Annotated in this window: 12 protein-coding genes; 7 read left to right on the plus strand and 5 right to left on the minus strand. The window is 69.8% G+C overall.

The features are described 5' to 3' along the window. The first annotated feature begins 136 nt into the window (after nt 1-136). Nucleotides 137-1522, plus strand: coding sequence for an RNA polymerase sigma factor (locus ACQPYS_RS20205; RefSeq protein WP_433490464.1), 1386 nt, complete (start codon nt 137-139; stop codon nt 1520-1522). Nucleotides 1523-1600: 78 nt separating this feature from the next. Here ACQPYS_RS20205 and eutC read toward each other — a convergent pair whose 3' ends face one another. Both eutC and ACQPYS_RS20215 read right to left on the minus strand, forming a co-directional pair. Continuing rightward, a complete protein-coding gene (eutC, locus tag ACQPYS_RS20210) occupies nt 1601-2422 on the minus strand; it encodes an ethanolamine ammonia-lyase subunit EutC (protein WP_433490465.1) in 822 nt (273 codons plus the stop codon). Continuing rightward, nucleotides 2419-3840 (minus strand): ethanolamine ammonia-lyase subunit EutB, encoded by a 1422-nt coding sequence (locus ACQPYS_RS20215; RefSeq protein ID WP_433490466.1) that lies wholly within the window; start codon nt 3838-3840, stop codon nt 2419-2421. The genes eutC and ACQPYS_RS20215 overlap by 4 nt, the downstream gene beginning before the upstream one ends. 333 nt (nt 3841-4173) lie before the next feature. On the opposite strand from ACQPYS_RS20215, the gene ACQPYS_RS20220 reads away from it, so the two are divergent. Continuing rightward, nucleotides 4174-5376, plus strand: coding sequence for a sensor histidine kinase (locus ACQPYS_RS20220; RefSeq protein ID WP_433490467.1), 1203 nt, complete (start codon nt 4174-4176; stop codon nt 5374-5376). After that, on the plus strand, nt 5373-6035 hold the full coding sequence (locus ACQPYS_RS20225) for a response regulator (protein WP_063040188.1): 663 nt from the start codon (nt 5373-5375) through the stop codon (nt 6033-6035). Before ACQPYS_RS20220 ends, ACQPYS_RS20225 begins: the two co-directional genes overlap by 4 nt. Nucleotides 6036-6052: 17 nt before the next feature. Here the strand turns inward: ACQPYS_RS20225 and ACQPYS_RS20230 are convergent, their stop codons facing one another. Next, nucleotides 6053-6412, minus strand: a complete 360-nt coding sequence (locus tag ACQPYS_RS20230; RefSeq protein WP_084481615.1) for a DUF952 domain-containing protein — start codon at nt 6410-6412, stop codon at nt 6053-6055. 269 nt (nt 6413-6681) lie between these two features. Between ACQPYS_RS20230 and ACQPYS_RS20235 the strand changes: the two genes are divergently transcribed. Further along, a complete protein-coding gene (locus ACQPYS_RS20235; RefSeq protein WP_030521621.1) occupies nt 6682-6876 on the plus strand; it encodes a DUF7455 domain-containing protein in 195 nt (64 codons plus the stop codon). Between the two features lie 88 nt (nt 6877-6964). Here ACQPYS_RS20235 and ACQPYS_RS20240 read toward each other — a convergent pair whose 3' ends face one another. Further along, nucleotides 6965-7723: a TetR/AcrR family transcriptional regulator gene (locus ACQPYS_RS20240; protein WP_433490468.1), complete on the minus strand. Its 759-nt coding sequence runs from the start codon at nt 7721-7723 to the stop codon at nt 6965-6967. Between the two features lie 162 nt (nt 7724-7885). Between ACQPYS_RS20240 and ACQPYS_RS20245 the strand changes: the two genes are divergently transcribed. Together ACQPYS_RS20245 and ACQPYS_RS20250 are read left to right on the plus strand one after the other, a co-directional pair. Further along, complete coding sequence (locus ACQPYS_RS20245; RefSeq protein WP_433493087.1) at nt 7886-9637, plus strand: DEAD/DEAH box helicase; 1752 nt, start codon at nt 7886-7888, stop codon at nt 9635-9637. Further along, nucleotides 9637-10197 (plus strand): hypothetical protein, encoded by a 561-nt coding sequence (locus ACQPYS_RS20250; RefSeq protein WP_433490469.1) that lies wholly within the window; start codon nt 9637-9639, stop codon nt 10195-10197. The genes ACQPYS_RS20245 and ACQPYS_RS20250 overlap by 1 nt, the downstream gene beginning before the upstream one ends. Before the next feature lie 373 nt (nt 10198-10570). Here ACQPYS_RS20250 and ACQPYS_RS20255 read toward each other — a convergent pair whose 3' ends face one another. Continuing rightward, nucleotides 10571-12313, minus strand: coding sequence for a DEAD/DEAH box helicase (locus ACQPYS_RS20255; protein ID WP_431939706.1), 1743 nt, complete (start codon nt 12311-12313; stop codon nt 10571-10573). Between the two features lie 185 nt (nt 12314-12498). Here ACQPYS_RS20255 and ACQPYS_RS20260 point away from each other — a divergent pair, with 185 nt between their 5' ends. After that, complete coding sequence (locus ACQPYS_RS20260; RefSeq protein ID WP_433490470.1) at nt 12499-13599, plus strand: YihY/virulence factor BrkB family protein; 1101 nt, start codon at nt 12499-12501, stop codon at nt 13597-13599. Nucleotides 13600-13812: the final 213 nt, after the last annotated feature.

Here is a 13812-nt window from a genome sequence, read left to right on the forward strand (position 1 = left end):
TCGGATCGTTACAATGGAAGCACCCGGCGGTGAGCCGGACACCCGACCGGCGTTTTAGCCGGTAAACCCGACAGACCGCTCCGCCGGAATACTACTCTGGCGTGACGCCGCACGAGACCGTCACGAAAGGGCGTACGTGGTAGCCACGAATACCCGTCAGACAGCCGAATCGGCCGACGCCGAGGCCACGGAAGTTCCCGCGGCACGCCCGGCCCGCAAGGCCGTGGCCAAGAAGGCCCCGGCGAAGAAGGCCGCTGCCAAGAAGGCTCCGGCCAAGAAGGCCGCTGCCAAGAAGGGAGCGGCCAAGAAGGCCCCGGCCAAGAAGGCGGGGAGCGCGGGCGCCCCGGGCACGGGCGAGGAACAGCTAGACGACGATTCGCTGGATGTGGCGGATCTCGGTGATCTGGAGGTCTCCGAGGACGATCTCACCGAAGAGGGCGAGGATCTGGTCGCCGAGCCCGTCGAGGAGGAATCCGAGGGCGAGGCAGCCGAGGACGGCACCTCCGAACCCACCGCGGCGGACAAGGCCTCCGGCGATTTCGTCTGGGACGAGGAGGAGTCCGAGGCGCTGCGCCAAGCGCGCAAGGACGCCGAACTGACCGCTTCCGCGGACTCGGTGCGGGCCTACCTCAAGCAGATCGGTAAGGTCGCGCTGCTCAACGCCGAGGAGGAGGTCGAACTCGCCAAGCGGATCGAGGCCGGGCTCTACGCGGCGGAGAAGATGCGCGAGTTCACCGAGGCCGGGGACAAGCTTCCCGTGGCCACCCGCCGTGATTTCAACTGGATCATCCGCGACGGCAACCGAGCCAAGAACCACCTGCTCGAGGCGAACCTGCGGCTGGTGGTATCGCTGGCCAAGCGCTACACCGGCCGCGGGATGGCGTTCCTGGATCTCATCCAGGAGGGCAACCTCGGCCTGATCCGCGCGGTCGAGAAGTTCGATTACACCAAGGGCTACAAGTTCTCCACCTACGCCACCTGGTGGATCCGGCAGGCGATCACCCGCGCCATGGCCGACCAGGCCCGCACCATCCGTATCCCGGTGCACATGGTGGAGGTCATCAACAAGCTCGGGCGTATCCAGCGCGAGCTGCTCCAGGACCTGGGTCGCGAACCCACCCCGGAGGAGCTGGCCAAGGAAATGGACATCACCCCCGAGAAGGTGCTGGAGATCCAGCAGTACGCCCGGGAGCCCATTTCGCTGGATCAGACCATCGGCGACGAGGGCGACAGTCAGCTCGGTGACTTCATCGAGGACTCCGAGGCCGTGGTCGCGGTGGACGCGGTCAGCTTCACCCTGCTGCAGGATCAGCTGCAGTCGGTGCTGGAGACCTTGTCCGAACGCGAGGCGGGCGTGGTCCGGCTGCGGTTCGGCCTGACCGACGGCCAGCCACGCACTCTGGACGAGATCGGTCAGGTCTACGGGGTGACACGCGAGCGGATCCGGCAGATCGAATCCAAGACCATGAGCAAGCTCCGGCACCCGAGCCGGTCACAGGTCCTGCGCGACTACCTGGACTGAGTCCCGGCAGCGCACTCGGCGGCCCCTGGACACCTGTGGAACCATCGGTTCCCACGGAATCCAGGGGCCATTGCGCGACTACCCCGCTGCGCCGTCGGATAATCGGCCGGACGGGCCCGGCAGGATCGGGTCCCGGGATGTGTCCTTCAGCGTCACACCGGAGCGATCGAGCCGGCGGGCCCCGGCCACCAGGGCGGCGACGACCTCCGCCGCTCGCCGGTATCCCGTGCCCCCGGGCGGGTGGATGTTCGATACGCAATTGCGGTCGGCGTCGGTGCGGCCGGGTCGTGGCCGATGGGTCAGGTAGATACCGAGGCTGTCGGCCACCGAGAGGCCGGGACGTTCACCGATCAGCACCAGCACGGTCGTCACCCCCAGGGCGGCACCGATATGGTCGCCCAGCGCCACTCGCGCCTGCGTCGCCACCACCGGCGTCGAGATCGACCAGTGCGGGCGCAGCACCTCCAGCAGCGCCGCGACAGTGGGCGGCCCATGGACGGTGAGCGCCCGGGCGGACAATCCGTCGGCGAGGACCAGGCCGATATCGGCGCCCGAGTGCGCCAGTCGCACCGGCCCGCCGTCCACCACGCCCGGATCGCCGGCCGGCACCCGGCCGAGGTCCGGGCGCCGCAGATACTCGGCCCGGTCCCGGGCCCGGCTACGGATATGCACCGGATCACCCACGCCCAGTTCGGCGAGCCGCGCGCACAGCGCCGGTACCTCGAGCGGGATGTGCACCGCGTCGCGGGCGGCGGCGTGCGCGGCGGCGAATTCCAGGACGCGCCGGGTGGGTAGCGCGTCGCCGGCCCGGCCCAACCCGATACGCGCCTGGGTGAACGACCGCAATCCGGTCCAGAACTCCTGGGAGTCCGCGGGTTCCCACTCTTCGCCGGTGGTCATCGGCTCCCTGTCAGCGCGCGTAACGGCGACGCGGCCGGCGCCACCGGCAGCACCCGGCCCGTCTCGTCCAGCATCCCGAGCCGGTCCAGCCACTGCGCGAACTCCGGGGCGGGCCGCAGTCCCAGCACCCGGCGGGCGTAGAGCGCGTCGTGGAAGCTCAGGCTCTGGTAGCCGAGCATCACATCGTCGGCGCCGGGCACCGCGATGACGAAGGCACAGCCGGCGGCACCGAGCAGGGTGAGCAGCGTGTCCATATCGTCCTGGTCGGCTTCGGCATGGTTGGTGTAGCAGACGTCCACGCCCATCGGCAGGCCCAGCAATTTGCCGCAGAAATGATCCTCGAGGCCCGCCCGCACGATCTGTTTGCCGTCGTAGAGGTACTCCGGGCCGATGAACCCGACCACCGTGTTCACCAGCAACGGTCGCAGCTCCCGGGCCACCCCGTAGGCGCGAGCCTCGAGGGTCTGCTGGTCCACCGGTCTGCCGCCCGTGCCCCGGTGCGCGTCGGCCGACAGCGCCGACCCCTGACCGGTCTCCAGATACATCACATTGTCGCCGACGGTGCCGCGCCGCAGCGACTGCCCGGCGTCGTTCGCCTCCCGGAGCAGCGCCAGGTTCACCCCGAACGCGGAATTGGCGGCCTCCGTACCGGCGACGGACTGGAAGACCAGATCGACCGGCGCTCCGGCCGAGATCAGTTCGAGCGTGGTGGTGACATGGGCGAGCACGCACGACTGCGCCGGAATATCGAAGCGGGTGCGGATATCGTCGAGCAACGCGAGCAGATCCGCCGCCGCCCGCGGGGAGTCGGTGGCCGGGTTGACGCCGATCACCGCGTCACCACAGCCCAGCAGCAGGCCGTCCAGGATGGCGGCGGCGATCCCGTCGGGGTCGTCGGTGGGATGGTTGGGTTGTAGCCGGGTGGCCAGTGTGCCGGGCGCCCCGATGGTGGTCCGGAACGCCGAACCCACACGGGCCGCGTGCGCCACTGCGATGAGGTCCTGATTGCGCATGAGTTTGCTGACTGCGGCGGCCATCTCCGGGGTCAGTCCGGGCGCGAGCGCGCGCAGGCCGGCGGCCGGGTCGTCGGTCCTCTCGCCGGCCGCGACAGCGAGCAGCCGGTCCCGGAGCCCGCCGACCGTGAGCGCGGCGACCGGACCGAACGCGGCGCGATCGTGGGTGTCCAGGATCAGCCGGGTCACCTCGTCGGTTTCGTAGGGAACCACGGGCTGCTCGAGGAATTCGGTGAGCGGGATATCGGCGAGCACCCATTGCGCGGCGGCTCGTTCGGCGTCGGTACTCGCGGCACATCCGGCCAATTCGTCGCCGCTGCGCCGGGGCGTGGCCTTGGCCAGCACATCCACGAGTCCGTCGAAGCGATAGTTCCTGCCGTCGAGGCGCTGGGTGTAGACCGTCATCCGGTTCCCGTCCGTCCGGGCCGCTGTGCTGGCCCGGCCGGTGGACGGTGTCCTACCGGACCGGTCGATGGGCGGCCGACATACACGGTGCCCCCGCAGATTACCGCCGTTGCGGGTTCCGCGCCCGGACGCCGGGAATCTCGCGCGGCCACGGCCCGGCCGAGACGGCTCCGATGAGCGGACAGCTTCCCGGCGAAGGTCCCGACCGCGCCGGCATACTCGACGCCCGGACGCGTGTGCCGGAGAACGCCATCGGCAGGTCCGCAGTTCGTACCGGCACCGCTCATCACTTCGATGGATCCGGGCCGCGCAGCCGTGTGTTGAGATGAACGGATGCAGCGGTGGTCGGCGTTATCGGCGACGACACGGGACGTCGTCGTGGCGGGCGGATGGTTCCTGTTCGGCGTGCTGCTGTACCTGGCCGGCTTCCATATGATGTTCGCCCCCGACGCAGAGGCCGGCTCGCTGTGGCCGCGGATCGCGATCCTCGCGCTGGCGAGCGCGGTACTGCTGGTGCGGCGCCGGGCACCGATCACCGCGATGGCGCTGGGACTGGCTCCCCTGGTGATGGACCTCTCGCTCGGGCCGACCCTGCCGGTCTGGCTGGTGTACACCGACCTCATCTACGCGGCCGTGGTGTACGGCACGCGCCGCCAGATGCAGGGCGCGGTGGTGGCCTGGCTGACCCTCTCGGCGACCGCGGCGGGGGTGGTGCTGGCGATCACCGGCGACTGGCATCTGATGTCGCTGGCGCTGGTACTGGCGGCGGCCTTCGTCGGCACCTCGCTGTGGTGGGGGCTGACCGTCCGCGCGCACAAGGAGACCGCCGACGCCGAACGGGCCCGCGCCCGCGCCCTCTCACTCGTCGCCGAACTGGACCGGCGGGCGGCGGTGGCCGACGAACGTAAGGCCATGGCCCGTGACCTGCACGATGTGATCGCCGGGCATCTGTCGGCCATCGCCCTGCAGTCCGAAGCGGCACTGGGCGGTCTCGACGGTGCCGCCGACCCGCGGCTGACCGGCGTACTCGGCGCGATCCGCACCAACAGCGTCGAAGCACTCCGGGAGATGCGGACGATGATCGGTCTGCTGCGCCGCGAGGACGACGCCGATCAGACCACCGCGCCGGGGCGCCTGGCCCAGCTACCCGGGCTGGTCGAGTCGGCTCGGCAGGCGGGTATGCGGATACGGGTCCGGCTGGATCTGGGCGAGACCGTACCGGCCGGGGCGGTGGACCAGGCGGCCTATCGCATCGTCCAGGAAGCGGTGACCAATGTGATGAAACACGCCCCCGGGCAGGAGGTCGATATCGACGTGCACGCCGAGTCCACGACACTGGTGCTGACGGTACACAACCCGCTGGGCACCGGGCCGGCGCCGGACTCGTCCGGCGACCGGCGCGGCCTGTCCAACATGCGCGAACGCGCGGCCGCCCTCGGCGGTACGTTGCGGGCGGGGCCGGAAGCCGGCGCCTGGTGGGTGCGCGCCCGGCTCCCCCTGGCCGCAATGCCCGAAACCACGGGTGATCCGCGGTGACCGTCCGGGTTCTCATCGCCGACGATCATGCCGCGATCCGCGCCGGACTGCGCATGATCCTGGACGCGGCCGGCGATATCGAGGTGATCGGTGAGGCCGCCGACGGCGAGGTCGCGGTGGCCCAGGCCCGGGCGCTGCGGCCGGATGTGGTGCTGATGGATGTGCGCATGCCGGGAGTGGACGGCATCACCGCGACCACCCGGGTGACCGGCGAGGGCCTGGCCCGGGTGCTCGTTCTCACCACCTTCGACCTCGACGAGTATGTGTTCCGCAGCCTCCGCGCGGGCGCCGCCGGGTTCGTGCTGAAGTCCGCGTCCGGGCCCGCGCTGGTCGACGCGGTCCGCGCGGTCGCCGCGGGCGAAGGGGTGCTCGCCCCGGAGGTGACCCGCGCGGTGATCGACGCCTTCGCCGGAACACCGGCCGACCGCAGACCCGAACCGCCACCGGGGATGGCCGAGCTGACCGGCCGGGAGAAAGAGGTGTTCGACTGTCTGGGCGGCGGGCTGTCCAACGCGCAGATCGCGGCGCGGCTGTTCATCAGTGAGACCACGGTCAAAACACATGTGTCACGTGTGCTCACCAAACTGGGGATGCGGTCGCGGGTACAGGCCGCGATCCTGGCGCGCGAACTCGGCGACGGGGCCACCGGATACCCGTAGCCGAGACCGGTCGCGGCTCAGCCGGGCAACGGCGCGAAGCGCCCGTCGGTGCCCGGAAGGTAGCTGTCCACCCCGATCACGGCCGCGACCGGCAGCGGACCGTACAGATGTGGGAAACGCAACGCCGGATCGTCACTGGGTGCCCCAGGCTCCCAGCGCACCGGCGCCGCGAGGCGGCCCGGGTCCAGACGGAGCAGCAGAAGATCGCGCCTACCTGCGAAAAGCCGGTTAGCGGGCAGGTGCACCTGCTGCGGCGCGGAGAGATGAACGAAGCCTTCCGTCCGCAGCGAATCGGGCCGATGCTCCCCATCTTCCCGGGCAAGTGCCCACTCACCGGGAGTGCAGAGGTGAACAAGGGTGTGAGTGTCACAGGGCACGGGTAACCTCCGATACACAACTCGACAGTCGGCACGGAGCGACGGCCGTGCGTTTTCCACACCCGGCCCGCGGTGTTCGCCACAGGCGAAAACCGCTGGTCGTGTTAGGGAAAACACACTGGTTCCCCACGGGGAACAAACCCGATGCCCCGAACGTCTGACAGAGTAGTTACACCACTGCTGGGAAGTAGCGGAAGCGAGCCCGCGGAGTGACCACGGGCCTCACACCAGGTGAACGGTTTTGTGCCGGAAGCCAGGACGGAGGAGTCATGCCAGGAACCCTGACTAGCACCCCACTGACCGCGGTCGATCGCTGCGATCGCTGCGGGGCGGCTGCGCGTGTACGTGCCGTTCTGCCCGCAGGTGGCGAGTTGCTCTTCTGCCAGCACCACGCGAACGAACATATGGAACGACTGCGCGAGCTCGACGCCGTGATCGACACGGAGTCCGCTCCCGCTCTCTGACCCGTCCTCGCGTCCGACACAACAGCATCGAACAACAGAACACCGTCTCGGTGGCGGGCGACCGATCCGGTCGCCCGCCACGGGCGTTTCAGCCGGGCAGAATGCCTTCGATCAGGCGTTGCAGCCCGTAATCGAAGTCGCCGGCCGGGTCGCCCGGCGCCTGGTAGAGCTCGCCGACGGCGGCGCCGACCCGGGCGGACAGTGGGAAGTCGGTGGCCGGCATGACCTGCTCGAGTACCGGGCCGTGCGCCGCCCACCAGTCGGCATCGGATTGTTCCCGGATGCTGCGGGCCGCGGCGAGCGCGGTGCGCGCGTTACCGGTGGCGAATTGCGACAGCACCGCGATCACCCGGTCCATCTCGATATCGTCGAGACCCGCCCCGTCCACCGCCGCCAGGTGCCGCTCGTACCGCCGCATCCGACCGGGCCCCAGCACCATGCGCCAGGAGGGCACCTCGAACAGCCACGGATGGGTCAGGTATTCGTCCCGGATCTGCCGGGCGACGGCCACCAGCCGGTCCCGCACAGGCAGGTCGGCGGGGATGGGGGCATCCTCCACCGCGACCGCGTCGACCATCAGGACGGTGAGTGCGTCCTTGCTGGGGACGTAGGTGTACAGACTCATCGGCCGCAGTCCCAGCTCCGCGGCGACGGCGCGGACCGATACTTTCTCATAGCCCTCCCGGTCCGCGAGCCCGATCGCCGCGGCCACCACCTCGTCGACGCTCACGGTCTGCCGGGGGCCGCGACCGCCGTGCCGGGGCGGTAGCTCGTGCCGCCACAGCAGTTCGAGTAGGACACGGGCAGGATCGGGCGAGCCGGTCACCGGCGCGTCGTCGCCGCTCATCGCATTCCTTTCACCAGGTAGGGGTACCACCCGAGCATCGAGCGGTAGGTACCGGAACAAATCCGGTACGGTGCGCGTTGGCCTAATACTCCGTACACCATACGTCGATAATAGGGGTGCGCTCTGCCGACCATCGAAACCACCTATCTGCCCGACCGCCACCTGTTCGCCCTGTGGACCTGGACCGGTCGCGAGCCCGGCCCGGCGCCCACGGGAATCGGCGACACCGCGACCCTCACCCTGGCGGTACCCGGCGGCACCCGGGCGCAGGCCCATGCAGGGAGCATCACCGTGCAGGTCGCCGCGGTCGACTGCGCACTGGTGGACCCCGCCAGGCTCGCCGACCTCGCACCCGCCGATCCAGGCCACTCCACCCGCGCCTGGCAGGCGATCCTCGCCGGCGAACAGGCGGACCTCCCCCTCGCCGGGCACGCGTTTCCCAATGCCACGGGGACCGCGATGCTCACCGGTGACCACGCCCGCTCGGTACTTCACGACACCGCGGCCGTGGCCGCCGGCCTGCGCGATGAGCTGCGCGCCGACCTGCGGCCCTATCAGGCGCGCGGGATCGGCTGGTTGCGCGATACCGTAACCCGCCACGGCGGGGCGATCCTCGCCGACGAGATGGGTCTCGGCAAAACCGTACAGACCATCGGCCTGCTGCTCGGACGGGCCGGCCACGGTGCGCAACTCGTAGTGTGCCCGACCTCGCTGGTGGGCAACTGGGTCCACGAGATACAGCGCTTCGCCCCCGCGCTGCGGCCGGTGGCCTGGCGGGGCGGCGAGACCGGCACCGCGGCAGGCGATATCGTCGTGACGGGTTACCCGGTGCTGCGGCTGCACGGTCACCGGCTCACCGAGAATGTCTGGGCGACAGTGGTGTTCGACGAGGCCCAGGCGCTGAAGAATCCCCGTACGCAGGTGTCGAAGGCGGCCCGGTCGCTCGACGCCGCGGCCGTCGTCGCGCTGACCGGCACTCCGGTGGAGAATCACCTCGACGAACTGTGGTCACTACTGCACCTCGTCGCACCACGCCTATTCGGGCATCGCGCCCAGTTCCGCCGGCGCTTCGTCAAACCCATCGAACAGGGTTCGGCCACCGCGGCCGCGCGCCTGCAGGACGCGATCGAACCGGTCCTGCTCGCCCGCCGCAAAACACAGGTCGCCGCCGCGCTCCCGGCCAAGATCCACAACGACCTGCTGTGCGATCTCACCCCCGAGCAGGAGAAACTCTACGATCAGTTGCTCGACCGCACGGTCACCGACGGCTTCGGTACCGGCACCCGGCGGCAGACCCGGGTGCTGGCGGCGCTCACCGCACTGAAACAGGTATGCAACCATCCCGGTCTGGTGCACGGCGACCAGGGCGAATTGACGGGCCGCTCAGGGAAACTCGACCTGTGCACCGATATCGTCGCCGCCAACCTCGACAACGGCGCCCCGACGCTCATCTTCACCCAGTACCGGGCCACCGGTGACCTCCTGGTGCGGCATCTGGCCGAACAGTTCGACATCACCGCGCCGTTCTTCCACGGCGGGCTGACCCAGGCCGAACGGGCGGCGATCGTCACCCGGTTCCAGTCCCCCGGCGGGCCACCGGTTCTGGTACTCGGCCTGCGCGCGGCGGGCACCGGGCTCACCCTCACCCGGGCCGCCGACGTGATCCATTTCGACCGGTGGTGGAATCCCGCGGTGGAAGCCCAGGCCTCCGACCGGGTGCACCGGATCGGGCAGACCCGTACGGTCACCGTCACCACCCTGACCTCGGCCACCACGGTCGAGGAACATATCGCGAGAATGCAGCGGCGCAAATCCGCATTCACCGAGCTCGGCGACGGTAGCGGTATCGCCGAGCTCGCCCGGCTCGACGACGAGCGGCTCCTGGAAGTGCTGCGACGGAAGCGGGGAAACTGATGGCGGACAACGAATTCGGCTACACACGCTGGGGGATGGACTGGGTCCGGCTGGCCGAGCCGCTACGACAGACCCGCCCGGATCCGCTGCTTCCGCGGGCACGCAGTATCGCCCGCAACGACGGTGTGCGACCCGAGTTGGACGGGCGGATCGTTCGCGCGCACATCCACCGCGGCGGCCAGGCGTCGGTCGTCCATATCGAACTGGCACCGCTCGCTCGGACCGCGCTCACAGCACTGTCCGCGATCGTCGGCGCCGAACGCACCGCGCTCACGGACGAGATGCACACGGCGGCCCTCGCGGCGGGCGTCCGGGTAGCGCCGGAACCCACCGCGATCGACTGTTCGTGCAGTGCGCGCACCGCACGCTGTCTCCATGTGCTGGCCACGTTCTACACCCTCGCCCGCCGGGTCGATGAGGATCCGCGGCTGAGCCTGGATCTGCAAGGCTATGGGCACCCGGAACACGGTGCCGCGCCGGACGAGTCCGGCGCCGAACCGGACATGCCGCGCTGGGTACCGCTCAACACGCTGGATCCCGCCATGTTCTTCGACGTGTGAGCCGAACCGCGGGACGGATACGACCCGCTCCTCGAGGCACGGCGGCCTGGCACGGAACACGGGATCGAGCGCCGTTTCTTTCGAAAAGGACGGTCAGCCGCGGCGCACAGGATCGTCCCCTTCTCCGCGGAACGGCGGGGATTGTCCCAGGCACGAGAGCCGAACCGGCCTCCACAGAATGACGGTGACCTCGCACACCTGAGAGCTCATCGGCTCCTCCGAACGACGTGAACCCCGACGCGGGAGATCGGCACCCTCTCCGCGGAGCGGCGGCTACAGCCGACGTGGGCAAGCGCTCGGCGACGCAGCCCACGGCAGGGCAGACCGGAGAGCCGGCGCCACCGGCGACGAGTCCGCGGATCCGCCGCGGCGGTTACATCCGGCGCAGCGCCGCGATCCGCTCGCCGAGCTGGTCGGCGGTGGCCAGTGCGGTGGGCGGTCCGCCGCACTGGCGCCGAAGCTCGCCGTGGATCACCCCGTGCGGTTTACCGGTGCGGTGGTGATGCATTGCGACCAGACTGTTCAGCTCGCGCCGCAGTTCGCCCAACTTGTCGGCGGTCGCCACCCGCTCGGCGGCATTTCCCGCCGCGGGCGAGGCGGGGGCCGGCGCCTCCGGTTCGGCCTTGGATCGGTCGGCGATCTGCCGGGCCTGGCGCTCCCGCAGCAGCGCACGCATCTGGTCGGCATCGAGCAGGCCGGGAATGCCCAGGTAATCGGCTTCTTCGGCGCTACCGGCGAAGGTCGCGGTACCGAACGAGGACCCGTCGTAGATCACCTGGTCCAGTTCGGCGTCGGCGGCCAGCGGTACGAACGCCTTCTCTTCCTCGCCCGGTTCGTCCTGCTGTTTGTTCGCCTCGGTGAGCAGATCGTCGTCGAGACCGTCCTTCTCGCGGTGCGGTTTCCCGATGACATGGTCGCGCTGCACCTCGAGCTGCGCGGCCAGGTCCAGCAGCACCGGAACCGACGGCAGGAACACACTCGCGGTCTCACCCGGCCGCCGCGCACGGACGAAACGACCGATGGCCTGGGCGAAATACAGCGGCGTCGAGGCACTGGTGGCGTACACACCCACCGCCAGCCGCGGGACGTCCACGCCCTCGGAGACCATCCGCACCGCGACCATCCACGGCTGGGTGCCCGTACTGAACTCGCCGATGCGGGCCGAGGAGGTGGGGTCGTCGGAGAGCACCAGCACCGGCCGGGTACCGGTGAGATGCTCGATCAGTTCCGCGTAGGCACGGGCCCGCTCCTGATCGGAAGCGATCACCAGACCGCCGGCGTCGTGCATACCGCCCTCGCGCAGCTGCGCCAGCCGCATATCCGCCGCGCGCAGCACCGCGTAGATCCAGTCGCCCGCCGGATCGAGCGCGGTACGCCAGGCCCGGGCGGTCTGTTCGGCGTTCAGTGGTTCACCGAGCCGGGCAGTGTACTCCTCGCCCGCGCTGTCGCGCCAGTGCGCTTCGCCGGAGTAGGCGAGGAACACCACCGGCCGCACGACCCCGTCCGCGAGCGCCTCGGTATAGCCATAACTGTGATCGGCCCGGGATCGCGGCAGACCGGCCTCGTCGGGTTCGTAGGTGATGAACGGGATCTGGCTGTCGTCGCTGCGGAACGGGGTACCGGTGAGCGCCAGCCGGCGGGTGGCGTCACCGAACGCCTCGGCCACCGCGTCACCCCAGCTCTTCGAATCACCGGCGTGATGGATCTCGTCCAGGATCACCAGGGTGCGCCGGTTCTCGGTGCGCACGCGGTGCTTGAACGGGTGCGCGGCGATCTGGGCGTAGGTGACCACCACGCCGTGATAGTCCCCCGAGGTGCCGCCGGTGGTGTTGGAGAAGTTCGAATCCAGCGCCAATCCCGAGCGTGCCCCCGACGCGGCCCACTGATGTTTCAGATGTTCGGTCGGCGCGACCACGGTGACCTGGTCGACCGTACGGTCGGCCAGCAACTCCGCGGCGACCCGCAGCGCGAAGGTCGTCTTACCGGCCCCGGGCGTCGCCACAGCGAGGAAATCACGGGGTTTGGCCGTGAGGTACCGGGTGAGCGCGCGCCGCTGCCACGCGCGCAGGGATGCGCCCGGAACCTCCGTCGCAATAGCACCGCTCGCATCGGTCACGGAGAGAAACACTAGCGGCCGTGGCGGCGATGACGCCAAACCGGCGCGGAGCGCGCGACCGGTGTCACACACCGTGGGGGACGGTTTCCGGCCGTGTCCGGTAGCCGGCGATTCACCCATCGACCCCCGACACGTTGCCAGCCGCCATACCGCCGGGCGCTCGGGTGCGCGATGCTGGACAGACCATGCACAGTTACGGACGCGAACCCGGCGCGGACCCGTCGGGTACCGCGTGGGCTCGCCGCGCCCTCGCCCAGATCGGCCGGTTGGTGGTCCGGGTGGCCGTCAAGGCCTGGGACGACTCGATTTTCGCGAAATCCGCCGCCGCCGCATTCTGGCAGACCCTGTCGCTGGTACCGCTGCTGTTCGGCCTGCTCGGCGGGCTCGGGTACGTCAGCGGTCTCTTCGGGCCGGACACCGTGGAGATCGTGGAATCGAAAACTCTCACATTCAGCCGCGACCTGTTCAGTCAGAGTGTGGTCACCGATCTGATCGAACCGACGATCCGCGATGTGCTCGGGCGCGGCCGGGCCGCGTTCGTCTCGGTGGGTTTCGTGCTCTCGCTGTGGGCCGGGTCCTCGGCCATGGCGACCTTCGTCGACGCGATCGTGGAGGCGCACGACCAGCAGGACGCCCGGAACCCGATCTGGCAGCGCATCTTCGCCCTGCTGCTCTACGTCCAGTTCCTGGTCGCGGCGATCTTCATCCTGCCGCTCGTCGCGCTGGGCCCGGTGCTGATCGGGCGGATTCTGCCGGATTCGTGGCTGGAACCAGGGCTCCGCCTGGTCGATATCTTCTACTACCCCGCGGTGGGATTGCTGCTCATCGTCGGGCTGGCCACGCTGTACAAACTCGCGCTGCACAGTTCACTGCCCTACCACCGGTTGTTCTGCGGGGCGCTGCTGGCGGCAGTGTTCTTCATGGCGGCCAGCGAAATCCTGCGCAGCTACCTGGCCCTGGTGACCCGGACGGGCGTCACCTACGGCGCTCTGGCCACCCCGATCGCCTTCCTGCTGTTCACGTTCTTCCTGGGTTTCGCGGTGATCCTCGGCGCGGAATTCAACGCGGCGGTTCAGGAATTCTGGCCGGCCCGCGCCACCCGGATGGAACAGTTCAAGGCCTGGCTGGCCAAACGCCGCAGCGCCGCGCAGGACGGCGACGAAGCCGACCCGGCGGATCCCGGTACACACCGGATCCCGCGCCGGCGCGGCGCGCGGCGTGGTGACGACAGCGGACCGGAGGGTGGTTCCGGAGGTGGGACGTCGGCTCCGCTGATCACCCGCTGATCTACCGGCCGGGCATTCGGTGGTCGGCGAGGCCGGGTGCCCCGCCACCGGATACGCGCGCCGGGCCGTCATTGTTCCGCCGAAGCGGCCGCGCCCATGTAGTGGGGCAAGAAACAGCCGGCAAGCCGGTCCGGTGACCACGCTCGCGTTTCGGCGCGCCGAACCCCGCAGCGCACCGGGGTACGCCCGGTGCGGCAACCTCGCCGGTACCGC

The organism is Nocardia grenadensis (genome assembly GCF_050942415.1).
GTDB classification, from domain to species: Bacteria; Actinomycetota; Actinomycetes; order Mycobacteriales; family Mycobacteriaceae; genus Nocardia; species Nocardia grenadensis.

Bases quoted from the DNA above. Each gene is read 5' to 3' on its own strand.
- eutC (WP_433490465.1), bottom strand. From the start codon at position 2,422: ATGACCACCGGCGAAGAGTGGGAACCCGCGGACTCCCAGGAGTTCTGG.
- ACQPYS_RS20215 (WP_433490466.1), bottom strand. From the start codon at position 3,840: ATGACGGTCTACACCCAGCGCCTCGACGGCAGGAACTATCGCTTCGAC.
- ACQPYS_RS20220 (WP_433490467.1), top strand. From the start codon at position 4,174: ATGCAGCGGTGGTCGGCGTTATCGGCGACGACACGGGACGTCGTCGTG.
- ACQPYS_RS20235 (WP_030521621.1), top strand. From the start codon at position 6,682: ATGCCAGGAACCCTGACTAGCACCCCACTGACCGCGGTCGATCGCTGC.
- ACQPYS_RS20240 (WP_433490468.1), bottom strand. From the start codon at position 7,723: ATGAGCGGCGACGACGCGCCGGTGACCGGCTCGCCCGATCCTGCCCGT.
- ACQPYS_RS20250 (WP_433490469.1), top strand. From the start codon at position 9,637: ATGGCGGACAACGAATTCGGCTACACACGCTGGGGGATGGACTGGGTC.
- ACQPYS_RS20260 (WP_433490470.1), top strand. From the start codon at position 12,499: ATGCACAGTTACGGACGCGAACCCGGCGCGGACCCGTCGGGTACCGCG.